The sequence below is a fragment of the Roseovarius arcticus genome (assembly GCF_006125015.1).
GTDB classification, from domain to species: Bacteria; Pseudomonadota; Alphaproteobacteria; order Rhodobacterales; family Rhodobacteraceae; genus Roseovarius; species Roseovarius arcticus.
Genome location: NZ_SZZN01000001.1, coordinates 1,857,238 through 1,875,630, shown reverse-complemented (window position 1 = coordinate 1,875,630; position 18,393 = coordinate 1,857,238). Strand labels below are relative to the sequence as shown.

Genomic DNA, 18,393 nt, shown 5'->3' with positions numbered 1-18,393 from the left:
ACGCAAAGCTATGCCCACAGCCCGCACATTCACTCAACTCAGGGCCGCCTGCGCGGCGCTGGCAATCGTTTGCCTCGCGCTGCCCGCCGCCGCCTTTGAGACGGCAGCCAAAGCCGCCTATGTCGTCGATATGGGGACCGGAACGGTTCTGCTGAGTAAAAACGCAGATCAGCCGCTGCCGCCGGCTTCGATGTCCAAGCTGATGACGCTCTATGTAACGTTTGAGGCGATCCGCGACGGACGCCTGTCGCTGGATGAAAAGCTGCCGGTTTCGCGCCACGCGATGAGCTATGGCGGCTCAACCATGTTCCTTGATACGACAGACAGGGTTTCGGTCGAGGATCTCTTGCGCGGCATCATCGTGCTGTCGGGAAATGATGCCTGCGCTGTCATCGCCGAGGCGCTCAGCCCCGATGGGACTGAGGCCGGCTTTGCCCGATTTATGACGACGCGCGCGCAGCAGATGGGCATGACAAACTCGACCTTTGCCAATTCCAACGGATGGCCCGCAGAAAATCACCGGATGAGCATGCGTGATCTGGCGCTTGTGTCGCGTCATATCATTGCCGATTTCCCGCAATTCTATCCGATGTTCGCTGAGACTGAGTTCGCCTTCGATGGCCGCGCGCCGCAGAACACGCAAAACCGCAATCCGCTACTGAACCTTGGTATTGGTGCGGATGGGCTGAAAACAGGGCATACTCAGGCGGCGGGTTACGGCCTCGTCGGATCGGCCAAACAGGACGACAGGCGCGTTCTGTTTGTCCTGTCTGGTCTGACCACTGCGCAGGCCCGCGCCGAGGAATCGGAGGCGATCGTCAACTGGGCCTTTCGCCAATTTGCCGAAAACACGCTGGTGACTGCCGGGACCGATGTCGCGCAGGCCGAGGTGTGGATGGGCGATGCGGCCACTGTCGGCCTCGTTACGGGCGCCGATCTGACCATGCTGCTGCCCGTTCTGGGCGGCGATCAGATCAAAGCCGAAGTGATCTACACCGGCCCGCTTCAGGCGCCCATTGCTGCGGGCACGCAAGTCGCCGAACTGGTCGTCGCCCCCGAGGGGATGCCTGAGACGCGCGTGCCGCTGCTGGCAGGGGCAGATGTGGCGCGCGGCGGGTTCGTCACGCGGCTGCAAACGGTGTCGGGCCTATTGCTCAAGCGGCTGCAACAGGGGCCTGAGGGGGCGCTGTGAGCGCTGGCCTCTTTGTCAGCTTTGAAGGGATCGACGGGTCGGGCAAGTCCACGCAGGCGCGGATGCTGCACGCCCATTTGCAGGCTGGCGGCCATGACGCGATCCTGACGCGCGAGCCGGGGGGCAGCCCGGGCGCCGAGGAAATACGCGCATTGGTGCTGAACGGCGCACCTGACCGCTGGTCGCCCGAGACTGAATTGCTGCTCTTTACCGCAGCCCGCCGCGACCATCTGGAGCGCACGGTGCGCCCCGCGCTGGCCGCTGGCCGTACCGTGATTTGCGACCGCTTTGCCGACAGCACACGTATGTATCAAGGTCTGCGCGGTGCGGGCCTACGCGCGCAGGTGGACGCGCTGCACGATCTGATGATTGGGCAGGAGCCTGATCTGACCATCCTCATCGACATGGACGCTAGCGCAGGGCTGGCCCGCGCTGTTGCCCGTGTCGCCGCAGGTGGCGGAGGCGAGGACAGATTTGAGGCGTTTGGTGGGGATTTGCAGGCTCAGATGCGGCAGGGCTTCTTGGCGCTCGCTGCCGAATTTCCGCAACGTATTCGCGTCATAAATGGCGCGCGCGATGTGGATGCGGTGGCGGCAGACGTGCAAGCCACTGTGGCGGAGCGGATGGGATGACCGACGACACCCCGCAACCTGATTGCATTGAGGGCGCGCCGCATCCGCGCGAGACGCAGCGCCTGATCGGGCAGGGCGCGGCCGAGGCGGCGTTTCTGGACGCGTTCAACAGCGGCCGCCTGCATCACGCGTGGATGATCACCGGCCCTCGCGGTGTGGGCAAGGCGACGTTCGCATGGCGCGCCGCGCGATTTTTACTGGCCCACGACGATGGCGGCGGCATGTTCGGTGCGGACACGCCAGACAGCTTGGGTATAGCGCCGGATCACCCGGTTGCGCGGCGCCTCTTGGCCCGGTCCGAGCCGCAGATGTACCATATCACACGCAAGTTGAACGACGATACCAAGCGCTTGCGCGATGTTATCCGCGCCGAGGATGTGCGCAGTTTGCACAACTTTCTGTCGCTTTCCAGTACCGATGGTGGGCGGCGTGCGGTCCTAATCGACAGCGCAGACGAGATGAACGTGCAAGCCGCCAACTCCCTGCTGAAAATGCTGGAGGAGCCGCCTGCGCGCACAACCTTTTTCCTGATCAGCCACCAGCCCTCTGGCCTTTTGCCGACTATTCGGTCGCGCTGCCGCGAGTTGCGCCTGCCGCCGCTGAGCGCGCAGGATATGGCCGATGCGCTGGTACAGGCGGGGATTGAGCAGGGGGATGATATTCCCGCGCTCGCGGCTCTCTCTGGCGGGTCGGTTGGCGAGGCGGCGCGCCTGATCAATCTGGGCGGGCTGGCTCTTTACTCTGAGTTGGTCCAACTCTTTGCGGATTTACCCAATATTGACCGCCCCCGAGCGCTGGCACTGGCGAATGCGGCAGCGCAGCGGGGCGCGGCGGACCGTCTTGATCTGCTGATCTGGCTGATGGAGCTGCTGCTAGGCCGGATGGCCGCCACTGGCGCGACAGGGACCACACCCAGCCCAGAGGGTGCGCCCGGTGAGGCGCGCATGCTGGCCCATGTGGCGCCCGATCTGGCAGCGGCGCGAGGCTGGGCCGACTGCGCACAGGACGTTGGCGCACGGATGCGCCATGGACGGGCGGTCAACCTTGACCCTGCCGCACTCGTCCTAGATACCGTGTTCAGAATACAAAAAACGGCGGCGGGGCAGCCCGCCTGAAGGGCCAGCATGACAGGCGACGACACCCATCGGGTCCAGATAACCGACAGCCACTGCCACCTCGATTTCCCCGACTTTGGCGAGGAATTACCGCAGGTGATCGAACGCGCGGTGGCAGCGGGCGTCACGCGGATGGTTACGATTTGCACCAAACTGCGGCAGGAACCTGCCGTGCGCGCAATAGCCGAGGCGCATGGCCCGGTCTTCTACGCCGCCGGCACCCACCCGATGAGCGCGGCTGACGAGCCGCTGGTAACCGTGGACGAGCTGATTGCGCTGGCGGATCATCCCAAATTCGTCGGCATCGGCGAGACTGGGCTGGATTATCACTATACTGCCGACAGCGCCGAGGTTCAGAAAACCTCCCTTCGCATTCATATCGCGGCGGCGCGCCAGACGGGCCTGCCACTGATCATCCACGCGCGCGACGCCGACGATGACATGGCGCGAATTCTGGCCGAGGAATACCGCAATGGCGCGTATTCGTGCGTCATGCATTGCTTTAGCTCTGGCGCCGAATTGGCGCGCCGCGCGCTGGATCTGGGCTTCTACCTCAGCATGTCGGGCATCACCGCCTTTCCCAAAAGCAGCGAGTTGCGCGACATCTTTGCCGCCGCACCGCGCGACCGGATACTGGTGGAAACGGATGCGCCCTACCTTGCCCCACCTCCCCACCGAGGCCGCCGGAACGAGCCTGCCTATACCGCGCATACCGCGAAAAAGGGCGCCGAGACGATGGGCATGGATTGGCCGGATTTTGCTGCGCAAACGCAGGCGAACTTTGACAGGCTGTTCTCCAAAGTCGCGGCATATGATGCTGCACAGACCCGGGGGCAGGGCTAATGGCGACGCGCCGTTTCATCATTCTCGGATGCGGCTCGTCCGGGGGGGTGCCTCGCCTTGCCGACACTCCCGGTGGCAATTGGGGCAATTGCGACCCGAACGAGCCGCGCAACAGGCGCACGCGCTGCTCCGTCCTGATCGAGCAGGAGGGCGCGGATGGTGGACTGACCCGCGTGCTGATTGACGCGTCACCCGACATGCGCCAACAACTGCTGCGCCAAGGGGTCGGCACGCTGGATGCTGTGGTGTTCACGCATAGTCATGCCGATCACTGCCACGGGCTGGATGATCTGCGCATCGTGGTGTTTAACATGCCCGGACGCCTGCCAGTGTGGGCCGATCCCAACACGCGCGCGGCGCTGGAGTCGCGGTTCGACTACGCGTTTGTTCAGATCAAAGGGTCCAGCTATCCGCCAATTCTGGACATGAACACGATTGACGGCGATGTGACGATCACCGGCGCAGGCGGATCAATCACGCTGTCGCCATTTCAGGTCAATCACGGTGCCATCGACGCGCTGGGATTTCGAATTGGCGACGTCGCCTACCTGCCCGATGTCGCGGACATGGGGCCGGAGTGCTGGGAAATGGTACAGGGCCTCGATATCTGGATTCTTGATGCGCTGCGCCGTACGCCGCATCCGACTCATATCCATCTGGAACGCAGCCTTGAGTGGATCGCGCGTGCGGCCCCGCAGCGCGGTATCATCACCAACATGCACACCGACATGGACTACCGCACGCTGCTGGCCGAGATGCCTGCGGGCGTCGATGTGGCCTATGACGGCATGACCCTCACGGTCGAGATTTGACGAGATGAGCGCGCTGCTTGACGTGGTCCTGCCGGTTTTCGTCGTCATCGGCGCAGGCTATCTGGTCGTCTGGCTGGGCTGGTTCGCCCAAAGCGGTGTCGACGGACTGATCCAATTCACGCAAAACTTCGCCATTCCATGCCTGCTTTTCACCGCCATTTCCCAGCTGGATCTGGGCGATAATTTCAACGCGCCGCTGCTGTTTAGCTTCTATGCAGGTGCGCTGGCGGGCTTCACCCTCGGCACGTTTGGCGCGCGGCTGATCTTTGGTCGCAGCTGGGAAGAAGCGATTGCCATCGGCTTTTGCTGTCTTTTCTCCAACTCTGTCCTCATGGGCTTGCCGATCACTGAGCGGGCGTATGGCGCCAGCGCCCTTGAGGCAAACTTTGCCATCATCGCGCTGCACTCGCCCTTTTGCTACGCCGTGGGTATTACCGCGATGGAGATCACGCGCGCACGCGGCGTGGCGCCCTTTGCTGTGGCGCGCAAGGTGCTGACAGCAATGTTTAGCAATGCACTGATCTTGGGGATATTGCTTGGCGTGATCGTCAATATGTCGGGTCTGGCAGTGCCTGGCCCCTTGCAAAGCGGGCTGGACCTGATCGCGCGCGCGGCGCTGCCTGCTGCGCTATTCGGCCTTGGCGGCGTGCTGGTGCAGTACCGACCAGAGGGCGATTTGCGGGTGATCGCAATGGTTTGCGTCATTGCCCTGTGCGTGCATCCGGCGATTACGTTTGCCCTTGGGATGCTGTTCAGCCTGCCGGATAATGCGATGCGCAGTGCGGTCATCACGGGCGCGATGGCGCCGGGGGTCAATGCCTATATATTTGCCAACATGTACGGCGTCGCGCGCCGCGTTGCCGCATCAGCGGTGCTTATCGCCACGGCGCTGTCCATCCTGACTGCGTGGATTTGGCTGGGCCTGTTGCCCTAGCGCCGGTTGCAGCCACGTCATCACGGCGCTAGGGCTGGTGCCGCAATCTTATCTAGGAAACTGCGATGCGTACCACTGCCGACCGTATCCGTCATGCGGTTCTATTCGAGGTGCTGGGCCTTGCTATTGTGATTCCGGTTGGCGGCTGGGCGTTTGGCATGCCAATGCATGATATTGGCATGGTCGCCGTGGTCAGCGCGACGTTGGCGACGTGCTGGACCTATCTTTACAACCTGATGTTCGACCGGATGACGCAGGCCCGCATGGGCCACACCCGTAAGGGGATTGGCCTACGCGTGATCCATTCGATCCTGTTCGAGCTTGGCCTGCTTGTGGTGCTGTTGCCCTTCATCGCGTGGTATTTGGGGATCAGCCTCATTCAGGCGTTCTGGATGGATCTCTCTTTTGCGCTGTTCTACCTCGTCTACGCGTTCGCCTATAACTGGATTTACGATATCTTGTTTCCAATTCCGGATCAGGCCACCAAGTCCGCGCATTAATCCCTTGGCGCGCCGCCCAAGAAGCGGTTGGGGCCGTGATAATTGCAAGGCGCTTCCGCCATTTCCAGATGTAGCCCCTCGCCGCGCCAAGGGTGCGCGCGGGCCAAATCTTCGTCAACTTCGATGCCAAGGCCGGGTGTGTCGGGCACGGTGATATAGCCGTTCTCGATGCGGATGCTGTCCCGGATCAGGTCGCGGTGGAAATCTGTATCGATAGTCTCGGCCATCAAGAGGTTCGGGATTGATGCGGCAAGTTGCACGTTGGCTGCCCATTCAATGGGCCCCGCATAAAGGTGTGGCGCGATTTGCGCGTTGTAGACCTCGGCCATGGCCGCGATCTTCTTGCACTCCCATATGCCGCCGGCACGCCCCAGTGCGGGTTGCAGGATGCTAGCCGCGCCCTCGCGCAGGACTGGTGCGAATTCGGCCTTGGTACACAGCCGCTCGCCTGTGGCAATGCTAAGGCCAGTGGCCGCCGCAACGCGCGCCATTGCGGCAACATTATCGGGTGGAACAGGCTCCTCATACCACAGCGGATCGTAGGGTGCGATGGCGTGGCCCAGGCGGATCGCGCCGGCGGTCGTGAACTGGCCGTGTGTGCCAAATAGCAGATCGGCGCGCCTGCCCACTGCTTCGCGTATTGCGGCACAGAAGGCGACCGACTGGTCAATATCCATCATCGACGGCATGTGCCCGCCGCGCAGTGTGTAGGGCCCGGCGGGGTCAAACTTGACCGCTGTGTAACCCTCGTCCACCAACTCCGCCGCGCTTTCGGCGGCCATCTCGGGGGACGACCAGAACTGATCCTCGTCATGGTGGGGAAGGGGGTAGAGGTAGCTGTAGGCCCGGATACGTTCGTTCATGCGCCCGCCCAGCAGGGCATGAACCGGGCGATTTCGCGCCTTGCCCAAGATATCCCAGCAGGCAATTTCCAGCCCAGAAAACGCGCCTATCACCGTCAGGTCAGGCCTCTGGGTAAAGCCCGAGGAATAGACGCGGCGGAACATCATCTCGATGTTCTCGGGGTTCTCGCCCGCCATGTGCCGCTCGAACACGTCCTCAATCACGGCGCGCATCGCCTCGGGGCCGACAGATGCGGCGTAGCATTCCCCCCAGCCGATCAGCCCAGTATCAGTGCGCACCTTGACAAGGATCCAGTAGCGTCCGCCCCAGCCGGGGGCAGGGGGCGAGGTGACGATGATGTCGACGGTTGATAGGCGCATGAGCAGGGTCTCCGTGGTGTCCGAATGTATGCTAATCCAGCGTGCCGTAGCTGGTCAGGCTGCGTTGAAAAATACCTGCGTCGACATTGCCGCCCGAGATGACGGCGATCACGTCACCCCCGCCTGATTGGCCCGTATGAAACAGCGCGGCCGCCAATGCCACAGCGCCGCCGGGCTCGACCACCAGTTTGAGGCGGCCCCACGCAAGGGCCATAGCGCGCAAAACTTCCTCGTCGCTGACCACAAGGCCGGGGCCACACAAACGCTGCATGATGGGAAAGGTAATATCACCCGGCTGCGGTGTGATGATCGCGTCGCACAGCCCGCCGGACGTGCGGGCGTTGCGCTGGATCGTCCCCGTGGCTAGCGAGCGGGCGGCATCATCGAAACCTTCCGGCTCGCAGGGGCGCGCGGTCAGGCCGGGCGCGTCCGCCTCCAGCGCCAGCGCAATGCCAGAGGTCAGCCCGCCGCCGCCGCAGCAGACCAGAACATCCGCGCGCTCGATCCCGAATTCGGCGGCATCCTCGGCTATCTCCAGCCCGGTCGTGCCTTGTCCTGCGATGACCTCCGGCTCGTCATAGGGGCGGATCAGGGTCAGGTTCCGCTCGTTCTGAATCGCGTCACCCAGCTCTTCGCGGGTGGTGCCGCCGGCGCGGTCGTACAGCACCACCTCGGCCCCCAGCGCGCGGGTATTGGCGATTTTCATTTCGGGCGCGTCGGATGGCATGATGATGACGCTGGGCACGCCGTGCTGCGCAGCCGCCAGCGCTACGCCTTGGGCATGATTACCAGACGAAAACGCCAGAACCCCGCGCGCGCGCGCGCGATCCTCCAGCGCTGACACGGCGGCATACCCGCCACGATATTTGAAGCTGCCGGTGTGTTGCAGGCATTCCGGTTTGACCCAGACGCGGCGCCCGGCGATCTGGTCAAGGAACGGAGACGACAGCAGCGGCGTACGCCGCGCGTGTCCCCTCAGCCGCGCGGCGGCGGCGCGGATCATGTCAATGTCACTCATGTATAGGCTTTCAAATGGGCCAGTACGGCGTCCAGCGCCTCGGCTTCGTCTAGGAAGGGAACATGGCCCCTATTTGGCACTGTAACGGCGCGCATATCAGGCGCGCGGGCCTGCATCCGCGCCAATATATCGGCGTTCAGCAGGTCAGAGTTTTCGCCATGTAGCACCGTCAGCGGCAGTTGCGCGGCTGCATCCCACAGCTCCCATAGGTCGGGCGCGGGGCCAACGCCGGCCTGTCCTATCAGCGCATCACGCAGACGCGGGTCATAGCGCAGGTCCAGCCCATCCTCGCGCTCCACCCACAACGCCTCGGCATGAAGGCGCCATCGGTCGCGCGATACGCCAGGAAACCGCGCCTCCTGCGCCGCCTTCAGGCCGTCCGCCGCCGCGTCGTAATCGGCAAATTCAGGCCGCTTGCCCACGTACTCCATGATCCTGTCCAGACCGCCGGGGGCGATTTCGGGTCCAATGTCGTTGAGGATTGCACCGGCCAGGCGCTGTGGGTGCGTGGCAGCCAGCAGCATCGCGATCAACCCGCCGCGCGACGTGCCAAGAATGGTGGCGCGCTCAATCCCCAAATGGTCTAGCAGGGCGATGGCATCCGCCGCCTCCTGCATGACCGAATATGTCGTGATGTCATCGGCATAGTCCGATTTTCCGCGCCCGCGATAGTCCATGCGGATCACGCGGTATCCAGACAGAAAAGGCAGGACAAAACGGAAGTCCCCGGCATTGCGCGTCAGTCCGGCGAGGCACAGAATCGCGGGGCCGCTGCCCTCGTCCACGAAATGCAGGCTTAGCCCATCCGCGCTTTCAAACCTCGGCATCAGACGCCCGCTAGGGCGGGAATGCCGCTGAGGTCCGGCAGGATATGCGCAGGGCGTCCCGGCAAACGCTCCACCGGGTCGCCGCCGCGGTTCACCCATGCCACGTTAAAGCCATAAGCCGCGGCCCCGGCCGCATCCCAGCCATTGGAGGAGACGAACAGCACCTCGCCCGGCGCGCAGGCAAAGCGGCGCCCGACCATATCGTAGACGGCGCGCGACGGCTTGTAGATGCCGCACATTTCCACCGACAGGATATCGTCCAGATCATCCCCGATCCCAGCCGACGCCACGGCGGCGTTCAGCATGTCTGGTGTGCCATTTGATAGGATGGCTGTGTTGAGCCCCGCCGCCTTGAGCGCGCGCAGAACGCTGGGTACTTCTGGGTACGCCTCAAGCTCGCGGTAGAGCTCCATCAGGCGGGCGCGCAAGGCCGGATCATCAATGCCTTCGGCCTCCATCGCCCAGTCCAGCGCGTCGCCGGTTACCGCCCAAAAATCGGTGTGATCGTCCATGATGGTGCGCAGCCACGTGTAGTGCAGCTGCTTTAGACGCCAGTTTTGCGCGATGTTTGGCCAGCATTCCGCCAGCCTGTCCTGTCCCGGCTCGGCGGCGGCGGTGCGGGCGGCGGCGGCGACATCCAGCAGGGTGCCGTATGCGTCAAAGATACAGGTGGTGATTGTCATTGGCGCTCCGGGGGCTGGTGGGACAATATCAGACTGGCATGGATGGCGAGGCCGCGAAAGGGTGCAATTGCATCGGTACAGGCGCGCCGCAAGGCTGAGAGGCGGCCCAGATCAGACCGGATGCGTTAGAAATTATCCCTCGTGATGAGCGGCTTGTGCGGCAATTCCGCCTAGCGTGTTTGCAATTCGTGCCCGCTGCCGCTACATCACTTGGCAATTCGCACAAGCACCCGCGCGCGGCGCGGCCTTGCAATCCATTCACCCCCCCAACAGACAAGAACTGGAGTCTTTCCATGACCGAAGTGAAATCGGGCGATACCGTCCACATCCACTACACTGGCACGCTGAACGACGGCACCGTCTTTGACAGCAGCGACGGGCGCGATCCGCTGGCGTTCGAAGTAGGCTCAGGCCAGATCATTCCCGGCCTCGATACAGCGATTCCCGGCATGACCATCGGCGACAAAAAGACCGTCGAAGTGCCCGCCGATCAGGCCTATGGCGAAGTCGACCCCAATGCGCGTCAGCAGGTACCGCGCGAGGGTATCCCGGCGGATATCCCGCTGGAGGCTGGCACGCAGTTGCAGGTGCAGACAGAAAACGGTCAGGTTCTGCCCGTAACGGTTCTGGAAGTCACCGAAGAGCACGTTACACTGGATGCCAACCACGCGCTGGCCGGCAAGGACCTGACATTTAATATCGAACTGGTTGCGATCAGCTAAGGCTGTGCCAGAGGCAATGTCAAAGAGGCTCCGAAGGTAACTTCGGGGCCTTTTTATATTTCTAGCAGGACCGCCCCGGCACGGCCCGGCGTCATGACCGCCTCATGCGCCTTTGCACAGTCCTCTAGCGGATAGATAGTGTCGATAGTGGGCCGCAGCGCACCTTCGGTCAGCGCGGCATGCAAGCGTGCGATAATCTGGTCGCGCGGGCCTTGCGGCAGCAGATAAATCAGCGTGATATCAAGTTTCAGCGCCTTAAAAAGAAATGCGCCGAAGGGCAGGGTGGGTGTCATATCCTTGCCCGATCCATAGGCGGCAATGGTACCCAGCGGCTTCATTACTTCGCCCAGAAGCGGCGCGTTTGGTCCGAACTCCACCTCGATCGCGCGGTCGATACCGCCAGATTCGTCTGTGATCTTGGCCGCAAGCTCGGGGTCTGAATAGTCAAACACCGCATCGGCGCCAGCGCCGCGCACTCTGTCCATGCTGCCCTTGTTGCAAGTGGCGATGACACGCGCGCCGCCCCATTTGGCCAGTTGCACCGCGTTATGGCCGACCGCGCCTGCACCGCCGCTCACCAGCAAGGTCTGGCCGGTCACGTCGCCGCCGCCAAAGACCGTCTGCGCGGCTGTCAGGCCGGGAATGCCCAGCACTGCGCCGATCTGCGGGTCTATGCCCTCCGGGAGTGTCACGGCCTGCGCGCTAGGCAGGCAGATATACTCGGCCGCTGTTCCATCCGCGCGTTGCCACGCGCCGTTCCAGATCCAGACAGGCTGGCCCACACGCGCGGCGTCCACGCCACCCCCGACCGCGTCGATGATGCCCGAGCCGTCGGAATGGGGAATCACGCGATCGTAGGGGGGCTTGGTCACGCCCGGGCGGGTGCCGCTGCGCGCCTTGGCATCAGATGGGTTCACGCCCGAATACAGCACTTTGACGCGCACTTCGCCGGGGCCGGGCTGCGGGGTTGCTACCTCGCCCAGCTCAATCACGTCGGCAGCGGGGCCAAAGCGGCTATAAAATGCGGCGCGCATCAGTTGCGACGGCGCAGACGGATCACGACGTCAACCGACGCGATTTTTGCGCCATCGGGTGCAGTGGGCAGGCGCGTGATCTCTAGCTGGTCGGCGGGCGCGTCGCTAAGGTGGCACTCGTCCTCCCAGTAGAAATGCGGGTGGTCGTGTGTATTGGTATCGAAATAGGATTTCGTACCGTCCACCAACACTTCCTGCATCAGGCCAACCTCGCAAAAGGCGCGCAGTGTGTTGTAGACGGTAGCGAGCGAAACGCTCTCGCCGCATTTTTGGACATCGGCGAACAGGCTCTCGGCGGTGACGTGGCGGTGCTGGCCATCGCCGATCAGCAGGCTGGCCAGCGCGACGCGCTGCCGCGTCGGACGAAGGCCCGCGCCTGACAGCCAATCGGTGCCGCGCTGCTCGGGTGCGAGGTGAGGGGATGCTGGGCGTGTCATGTGCTACCTGCGACTTACTCTCATTCGGGCCGTTATACGGCAATTTCCGGTGGGAATTCAAATGAAAACCCCGGATGCGGCTTTTACCGTTGCTAGCCGTCCCGCAAGGGCATCGGGCCTGGCGATCCTGCGGGCTTGCAAGCGCGCGTAGACGGATGCTAGAGGATATGGCGCAACGCGGGGCAAAAACCAGAGGGCCCCGCTGTATCCATCACGAGGGGGAGCGCCTGAATGGCCGACTATCCGACGCACTTCGCAAAAGAAGACCTGCTGAAATGCGCCCGAGGCGAGCTATTTGGCCCCGGAAACGCGCAACTGCCCGAGCCGCCCATGCTGATGATGGACCGTATTACGGACGTCTCTGGCGATGGCGGCGCCCATGGCAAGGGCCACATCACCGCCGAATTCGATATCACGCCGGATCTGTGGTTTTTCGACTGCCACTTTCCCGGTAATCCGATAATGCCCGGCTGCCTTGGCCTTGATGGCTTGTGGCAACTGACGGGGTTTAACCTTGGTTGGCGCGGCTGGCAGGGACGCGGTTATGCGCTGGGTGTGGGCGAGGTCAAGCTGACGGGTATGGTGCGTCCGGATCGCAAGATGTTGACCTACAAGATCGACTTTACCAAGGCGATCCAGACCCGGCGCCTGACAATGGGCGTCGCCGATGGCATCGTCGAGGCAGATGGCGAAGTAATCTACATGGTCAAGGACATGAAGGTCGCGCTAAGCGAAAGCTAGGCGCCGTGCCGCCATCTTCTTCACCTCGGGGCGGCCGCGAACGGGTTGCGCCCACTGGCCTCGCTAGCCTAAAGATAAGTTGCAACATCTAGGGAGTGCGCCATGCGCCGCGTCGTCGTTACAGGGATGGGGATCGTCTCGTCCATTGGCAACAGTGCGGATGAAGTGTTGGCATCGCTAAAAGCAGGGCGATCCGGCATCACCGCGAATGAAGAAATGGCCGAACACGGCTTTCGCAGCCGGGTTGCGGGGGCGATAAAGCTCGACGTGTCCGAGCATGTAGACAAGCGAACTCTGCGCTTTATGGGGCCGGGTGCGGCCTATGCTCATATCGCTATGGAGCAGGCCATCAAGGATGCCGGGCTAGAGCCGTCGGACGTAATCAACCCGATGACCGGCCTCATCGCCGGATCGGGCGGGCCGTCGACCAGTGCGCTGTTTGCGGCGCACCAGACAGTGCTGAAAACTGGCGCTACGAAGCGGATCGGGCCGTTTGCCGTGCCAAAATGCATGTCGTCCACGGTCAGCGCGAACCTTGCCACCGCGCACCAGATCAAGGGCATGAACTTCTCGATAACCTCGGCCTGCTCGACCTCGCTGCACTGTATCGGCATGGCGGCGCAGCAGATCGCGCTGGGTCATCAGGACGTGATGTTCGGCGGCGGCGGTGAGGAGCTGGACTGGACGCTGTCCTGCCTCTTTGACGCGATGGGCGCGATGTCGTCCAAGTATAACGATACGCCGGACAAGGCGTCGCGCGCGTTCGATGCGGGCCGCGACGGGTTTGTCATATCCGGCGGTGGCGCGATGCTCGTGCTGGAGGCGCTGGAGCATGCAGAGGCGCGCGGCGCGAAGATCTACGCAGAAGTCACTGGTTTTGCTGCCACATCCGACGGTGCCGACATGGTCGCCCCCTCGGGCGAAGGCGGCGAGCGGGCAATGCGCGGCGCGCTGCGCACGCTGGGCGAGGGTCGCAAGGTCAGCTATATCAACGCGCATGGCACTTCGACACCCGTCGGCGACGTGGGAGAGGTCGAGGCGGTGCGCCGCGTCTTCGGGCAGGGGTCCACACCGCCAATCAGTTCGACCAAGTCAATGACGGGCCACAGTCAGGGCGCAACTGGCGCGCAGGAGGCGATCTATTGCCTGCTGGCGCTGGAGAACGATTTTATCATCCCATCAATCAATGTCGAAACGCTGGATCCGGCGCTGGACCCCGCCGAGGTTGCGACGGTCCGCGTCGATAACGCAGGCCTTGATACGGTGATGACCAACTCTTTCGGCTTCGGCGGCACCAACGGCTCGATGCTGCTTAGCAAATTTCACGGATAGGCGCGCATGACACAGACACCCGACCAGCCGACCGCAACCCTGCCTATGCAGGGCAAACGCGGGCTTATCATGGGCGTTGCCAATGACCGTTCAATCGCGTGGGGCATCGCAAGGGCGATGCATGCTGCGGGCGCGGAACTGGCGTTTAGCTATCAGGGCGAAGCGTTCGGCAAGCGGCTGGAGCCGTTGGCCGCGTCGGTCGGGTCTGACTTCATGGTTGATGTGGATGTGACCGACGACGCCTCGCTGGATGCGGCGTTTGATGCGCTGGGTAAGCGCTGGCCTAGCATTGACTTCGTCGTGCATGCCATTGCTTTTTCAGATAAATCAGAATTGACGGGCCGAATTCTGAACACCAGCCGGGCGAACTTCAAACACTCGCTCGATATCTCGTGCTATAGCTTTATCGACGTGGCGCGACGCGCGCATCCGCTGATGCGCGACAATGGCGGCACGCTGCTGACGCTGACCTATCAGGGTAGCAACCGCGTGGTGCCCAGCTACAACGTCATGGGCGTGGCCAAAGCCGCACTTGAGTCGGCCACGCGCTATCTGGCCAATGACCTTGGCCCCGACGGTATTCGCGTCAACGCTATATCCCCCGGCCCGATGAAGACGCTGGCCGGCGCCGCCATTGGGGGCGCGCGGCGTACCTACAAACACACCGGCATGAACGCGCCCTTGCGCGAAAATGCGACGCTGGAGGCGGTCGGCGGCACGGCAGTATACCTTGCCTCGGACGCGGGCGCTTGCACCACGGGCGAGATTATCCATGTCGATGGCGGTTTCCACGTCTTGGGCATGCCGCAGGCGGACAACCTTTGATCTGAGCGATGCGCTGCTGGTACTTTTAGCTCAAACCAACGGCGTCAAAACCATTGGCCCGGCTCCATCAGGCCCAGATCCAACAGTTGACGCGAGTGCCACTCGAACTGGGCCGAGTTATGCCACTTGAACGTGGCGATATCAAAGGTCGAGCCGGGATTGCGCTTTAGCGCCTTGGCAGTGCGAAACGACGCGATGGCGGCGGTCAGATTGTTATGCCACGGGCAGGCATAGGTGTTGTATTCCTCATCGTTGAAAACATGGCCCTCCAACAACTTCAGCCCATCTTTGGTGCGGAAGATCGCTATGCGGTCGATGTTGCGGCGCGGGGCGGGAATATGCTCTTCATATCGCCAGCGCAGGCCGCCATAAAAATCGAGCTGCCTGTCCTTTGGATGCGCGTGCTCGTCGCCGTTCACGCGGGCGAGGGCATAATAGCCCGACTTGTCCAGCCATGCGTCCTCCAGCGTGACGGCACTGGGATGTTTGTCCAGATCGCCGGCATATACGTCGACGACGTAGGTAAGCATTGCATCACGCCGCTCTTCCCCGTGATAGGTCAGCATTTCGCCGATGCTGCGTGTCTCGCAGAACGGATAAAATAGGTATTCGGCGTTGTAGCAGTAGTACATCCACGTGCCCGCAGGCGCCGCCGCAATCATCGCATTGACGGCCTCCACATGCCCGCCATCCGCGACGTCGTGATCGACGCGGACCACTTGGGCCGTGACGTCGCCGGGCAGTGCGAAACTGGTCGGCATGAACGCAATGACAGAGGTGAAGCCGAGGCTAAGGTGATGGCGCAGGGTTGTATCCAACTCTACCTCATCCTCGGCAAAGATTGCGGCGATAGGTCCCTTGGCCAAGGATGCCACGCCTTTTGCGCATAGATCCTGCACTGATGTATGATGCATTCCGCTCTTTCGTCTTTTTCCAACAAAGTCGGTCAATTCGCCGCGCATTGCAAGCCGTGCCCGCTATGATATAGGCAGCCATCATCACGTCGGTATATGCGGAGGGCCGAACATGGCAGAGCCCAAGAAGCTCTACATCAAGACTTATGGATGTCAGATGAACGTGTATGACAGCGAGCGTATGGCCGAGGCCATGGGCGGTGCGGGCTATACCGAAGTGGCAACGCCCGCCGAAGCCGACATGATCTTGCTGAATACCTGCCACATCCGCGAGAAGGCCGCCGAAAAGGTGTATTCCGAGCTGGGCCGGTTTCGAGGCCTCAAGGATGCCAATCCCGATCTGAAGATCGGTGTCGCAGGCTGCGTCGCGCAGGCCGAGGGCGCCGAGATTATGCGCCGCCAGCCGCTGGTCGATCTGGTGGTCGGCCCGCAAAGCTATCACCGCCTGCCCGAGATGGAAGCGAAGGTGCGCGCAGGCGGCACCGCGCTGGACACAGATTTCCCCGAAGAGGACAAATTCGAGCTGTTGAAAAGCCGCCCCAAGGCCCGGCGCGCACCAGCGGCGTTCTTGACCGTGCAAGAGGGCTGCGACAAGTTCTGCGCCTTTTGCGTCGTGCCGTATACGCGCGGCGCCGAATTTAGCCGCCCCGCGCAGCGCATCATCGACGAGGCCAATGATCTGGTTGAGCGCGGTGTGCGCGAGATCACTTTGCTGGGCCAGAACGTCAATGCCTACCATGGCGCGGGCCCAAAGGGCGGCGACTGGACACTGGCGCAACTGATCTGGGCCTTGGCCGAGGTGGACGGCCTGGAACGCATAAGGTTTACCACCAGCCACCCCAACGACATGGCCGATGACCTGATTGAGGCACACAGAGATTGCGCCAAGCTGATGCCATACCTGCATCTGCCGGTGCAGTCGGGCAGCGACCGCATCCTGAAACGGATGAATCGCAGCCATACCGCCGATAGCTATATCCGCCTGATTGAGCGTATTCGCGCCGCGCGGCCCGATCTGCTGCTGTCGGGCGATTTCATCGTTGGCTTCCCCGAGGAGACGGAAGAGGACTTCCGCGCCACCCTGCAGCTGATCGAGGAGGTCCGGTACGGTCAGGCCTATTCGTTCAAATACTCTACCCGCCCCGGCACCCCCGCCGCAGAGCGCGCGCAAGTGGACGCAGATGAGGCCAGCGACCGCCTGCACCGCCTGCAAACCCTTCTGACCGGCCAGCAACGCGAGATCCAAGAGAGCATGGTCGGCCGCGAGTTAGACGTGCTGCTAGAGCGGGCAGGGCGCCAGCCGGGCCAGATGGTGGGCAAGTCGCAGTATCTGCACGCGGTGCATGTCACCGCGCCGGACGCCGCGCCCGGCGATATGGTGCGCGTGCGCGTGGCGGAATCGGTCACTAATTCGCTGGGCGGCGTACTGATCTGAGGATGTGCGGGCGCGAATCGGACGATGCCGCCGCTTCGGGCCTACCCCCAGCATGTGGTGCGCCCTGTTACCCAGACCCACGATACTTAGCCCCACAGCGCTGACTCGCGCCTCATTTATACTTCACAAGACTGGCAAAGCTGCTAAGGTCTTATGAATATCAAGTGTTTGAGGGATGCACTTTTTCGGCATCTCTCAAATGGGGGAACAGCAAAAGGAATTTGGTAGTGACGGAAAGACTCAAAAGGTCGGTCCGCAAGGTGATGGGCGCATGCGCTGCCATCACTTTGGGCGGGGCTGTCGCAGTGACGGGCGCTATGACGGGGGGCGCTGCTATCGCCCAGCAGACCGTTGTGGGCGAGAGATATATTCCGACAATCTGGGTTGATCCGGACGGGTGCGAGCACTGGGTCATGGACGACGGCACCGAAGGCTATATGTCGCCGCACACGAACCGCCAGGGTATTCCGGTCTGCCGCCGGGGCAATGTCTGCGGCGTGATGAACAGCGATCAGCTTTTCAACACTGACAGCGCGAATATTAATGCGCGCGGACGCCAGCATCTGGTGAACTTCTTTCGCCAGACGGGTGCTGTTTCGTACATCATCACCGGGCACACCGACAGCCGCGCCTCAGATGAGTACAACATGAACCTGTCGCTGCGCCGGGCCAATTCGGTCGCGCGTCTCGCACAACAAAGCGGTGTGCGCATCGCCGATGTGCGCGGCTACGGCGAGCGAATGCCAAAGGCGTCCAACAAGACGGCAGGCGGAATGCAACAGAACCGCCGCGTCGAAATCATCTGCATCCGCTGAGGGGAGTGATCAATGAAAAGCGTTAAAATTGTCACCGTTCTGTGCGCCGCGCTTGCCCTCGCGGCCTGCGATGTGCCCAAAAAGAACAAGACTGTCGATCGCGGTTTCGACGCCAAACATCTGAGCCAGCTCAAGGCAGGTGTCTGGATCGATCCCAATGGCTGCGATCACTGGATCATCGACGACGGCGTCGAAGGTTATCTGTCCGCGCGTCTCGACAAATATGGCAAGCCTGTCTGCTCGGGCACTGCACCGCCGAATACGGCGACTGGCGCCTATAAAGGTGGCTCGCCTGTCGTCGATCCTATCTGACCGGACCTGCAAGGTAATTGGACAGGACCGCGCGCCACACGGCGCGC

Annotated in this window: 21 protein-coding genes; 14 read left to right on the top strand and 7 right to left on the bottom strand. The window is 62.5% G+C overall.

Annotation, left to right across the window (positions count from 1 at the left end):
• The first annotated feature begins 10 nt into the window (after window positions 1-10).
• The 7 genes from MK6180000_RS08855 to MK6180000_RS08825 all read left to right on the top strand — a co-directional run bounded on the left by MK6180000_RS08855 (window position 11) and on the right by MK6180000_RS08825 (window position 6,028).
• Window positions 11-1,192, top strand: coding sequence for a D-alanyl-D-alanine carboxypeptidase family protein (locus tag MK6180000_RS08855; RefSeq protein ID WP_138934392.1), 1,182 nt, complete (start codon window positions 11-13; stop codon window positions 1,190-1,192).
• On the top strand, window positions 1,189-1,824 hold the full coding sequence (gene tmk, locus MK6180000_RS08850) for a dTMP kinase (RefSeq protein WP_138934391.1): 636 nt from the start codon (window positions 1,189-1,191) through the stop codon (window positions 1,822-1,824). The genes MK6180000_RS08855 and tmk overlap by 4 nt, the downstream gene beginning before the upstream one ends.
• Entirely contained in the window at window positions 1,821-2,939 is a 1,119-nt protein-coding gene (locus MK6180000_RS08845; protein ID WP_138934390.1) for a DNA polymerase III subunit delta', read from the top strand. The genes tmk and MK6180000_RS08845 overlap by 4 nt, the downstream gene beginning before the upstream one ends.
• A 9-nt stretch (window positions 2,940-2,948) precedes the next feature.
• Window positions 2,949-3,782, top strand: a complete 834-nt coding sequence (locus tag MK6180000_RS08840) for a TatD family hydrolase (RefSeq protein ID WP_138934389.1) — start codon at window positions 2,949-2,951, stop codon at window positions 3,780-3,782.
• A complete protein-coding gene (locus tag MK6180000_RS08835; protein WP_138934388.1) occupies window positions 3,782-4,594 on the top strand; it encodes an MBL fold metallo-hydrolase in 813 nt (270 codons plus the stop codon). Before MK6180000_RS08840 ends, MK6180000_RS08835 begins: the two co-directional genes overlap by 1 nt.
• A 4-nt stretch (window positions 4,595-4,598) precedes the next feature.
• A complete protein-coding gene (locus tag MK6180000_RS08830; protein ID WP_138934387.1) occupies window positions 4,599-5,528 on the top strand; it encodes an AEC family transporter in 930 nt (309 codons plus the stop codon).
• A gap of 65 nt (window positions 5,529-5,593) precedes the next feature.
• Window positions 5,594-6,028 (top strand): PACE efflux transporter, encoded by a 435-nt coding sequence (locus MK6180000_RS08825; RefSeq protein ID WP_138934386.1) that lies wholly within the window; start codon window positions 5,594-5,596, stop codon window positions 6,026-6,028.
• Here MK6180000_RS08825 and MK6180000_RS08820 read toward each other — a convergent pair.
• The 4 genes from MK6180000_RS08820 to MK6180000_RS08805 are packed head-to-tail and all read right to left on the bottom strand — an operon-like array spanning window position 6,025 to window position 9,779.
• Window positions 6,025-7,251: a mandelate racemase/muconate lactonizing enzyme family protein gene (locus MK6180000_RS08820; protein WP_138934385.1), complete on the bottom strand. Its 1,227-nt coding sequence runs from the start codon at window positions 7,249-7,251 to the stop codon at window positions 6,025-6,027. The genes MK6180000_RS08825 and MK6180000_RS08820 overlap by 4 nt on opposite strands.
• 31 nt (window positions 7,252-7,282) lie before the next feature.
• Entirely contained in the window at window positions 7,283-8,269 is a 987-nt protein-coding gene (locus MK6180000_RS08815; protein WP_138934384.1) for a threonine ammonia-lyase, read from the bottom strand.
• A complete protein-coding gene (locus tag MK6180000_RS08810) occupies window positions 8,266-9,096 on the bottom strand; it encodes an alpha/beta fold hydrolase (RefSeq protein WP_138934383.1) in 831 nt (276 codons plus the stop codon). The genes MK6180000_RS08815 and MK6180000_RS08810 overlap by 4 nt, the downstream gene beginning before the upstream one ends.
• Window positions 9,096-9,779, bottom strand: a complete 684-nt coding sequence (locus MK6180000_RS08805) for a haloacid dehalogenase type II (RefSeq protein WP_138934382.1) — start codon at window positions 9,777-9,779, stop codon at window positions 9,096-9,098. The genes MK6180000_RS08810 and MK6180000_RS08805 overlap by 1 nt, the downstream gene beginning before the upstream one ends.
• A 293-nt stretch (window positions 9,780-10,072) precedes the next feature.
• Between MK6180000_RS08805 and MK6180000_RS08800 the strand changes: the two genes are divergently transcribed.
• Window positions 10,073-10,501 (top strand): FKBP-type peptidyl-prolyl cis-trans isomerase, encoded by a 429-nt coding sequence (locus MK6180000_RS08800; RefSeq protein ID WP_138934381.1) that lies wholly within the window; start codon window positions 10,073-10,075, stop codon window positions 10,499-10,501.
• A 53-nt stretch (window positions 10,502-10,554) separates the two neighbouring features.
• On the opposite strand, the gene MK6180000_RS08795 is transcribed toward MK6180000_RS08800, so the two are convergent.
• Together MK6180000_RS08795 and irrA are read right to left on the bottom strand one after the other, a co-directional pair.
• Window positions 10,555-11,535 (bottom strand): NADPH:quinone reductase, encoded by a 981-nt coding sequence (locus MK6180000_RS08795; RefSeq protein ID WP_138934380.1) that lies wholly within the window; start codon window positions 11,533-11,535, stop codon window positions 10,555-10,557.
• Complete coding sequence (irrA, locus tag MK6180000_RS08790) at window positions 11,535-11,972, bottom strand: iron response transcriptional regulator IrrA (RefSeq protein WP_138934379.1); 438 nt, start codon at window positions 11,970-11,972, stop codon at window positions 11,535-11,537. Before irrA ends, MK6180000_RS08795 begins: the two co-directional genes overlap by 1 nt.
• A 231-nt stretch (window positions 11,973-12,203) precedes the next feature.
• Between irrA and fabA the strand changes: the two genes are divergently transcribed.
• The 3 genes from fabA (at window position 12,204) to MK6180000_RS08775 (ending at window position 14,870) form a co-directional block, all read left to right on the top strand.
• The gene (fabA, locus tag MK6180000_RS08785) at window positions 12,204-12,713 is read left to right on the top strand and encodes a bifunctional 3-hydroxydecanoyl-ACP dehydratase/trans-2-decenoyl-ACP isomerase (protein WP_138934378.1); all 510 of its coding nucleotides are present in this window, start codon (window positions 12,204-12,206) and stop codon (window positions 12,711-12,713) included.
• A gap of 102 nt (window positions 12,714-12,815) precedes the next feature.
• Window positions 12,816-14,045 (top strand): beta-ketoacyl synthase N-terminal-like domain-containing protein, encoded by a 1,230-nt coding sequence (locus MK6180000_RS08780; RefSeq protein ID WP_138934377.1) that lies wholly within the window; start codon window positions 12,816-12,818, stop codon window positions 14,043-14,045.
• A 6-nt stretch (window positions 14,046-14,051) separates the two neighbouring features.
• On the top strand, window positions 14,052-14,870 hold the full coding sequence (locus MK6180000_RS08775) for an enoyl-ACP reductase FabI (RefSeq protein ID WP_246040470.1): 819 nt from the start codon (window positions 14,052-14,054) through the stop codon (window positions 14,868-14,870).
• Window positions 14,871-14,914: 44 nt separating this feature from the next.
• On the opposite strand, the gene MK6180000_RS08770 is transcribed toward MK6180000_RS08775, so the two are convergent.
• Window positions 14,915-15,784 (bottom strand): glycosyltransferase family 2 protein, encoded by an 870-nt coding sequence (locus MK6180000_RS08770; protein WP_138934376.1) that lies wholly within the window; start codon window positions 15,782-15,784, stop codon window positions 14,915-14,917.
• 112 nt (window positions 15,785-15,896) lie between these two features.
• Here MK6180000_RS08770 and miaB point away from each other — a divergent pair, with 112 nt between their 5' ends.
• The 3 genes from miaB to MK6180000_RS08755 all read left to right on the top strand — a co-directional run bounded on the left by miaB (window position 15,897) and on the right by MK6180000_RS08755 (window position 18,346).
• A complete protein-coding gene (gene miaB / locus MK6180000_RS08765) occupies window positions 15,897-17,219 on the top strand; it encodes a tRNA (N6-isopentenyl adenosine(37)-C2)-methylthiotransferase MiaB (RefSeq protein ID WP_138934375.1) in 1,323 nt (440 codons plus the stop codon).
• Window positions 17,220-17,536: 317 nt separating this feature from the next.
• Complete coding sequence (locus MK6180000_RS08760) at window positions 17,537-18,034, top strand: OmpA family protein (RefSeq protein WP_246040606.1); 498 nt, start codon at window positions 17,537-17,539, stop codon at window positions 18,032-18,034.
• Between the two features lie 12 nt (window positions 18,035-18,046).
• Window positions 18,047-18,346 carry a hypothetical protein gene (locus MK6180000_RS08755; RefSeq protein WP_138934374.1) on the top strand — a complete coding sequence of 100 codons (300 nt, stop codon included), beginning with the start codon at window positions 18,047-18,049 and terminating at the stop codon, window positions 18,344-18,346.
• Window positions 18,347-18,393: the final 47 nt, after the last annotated feature.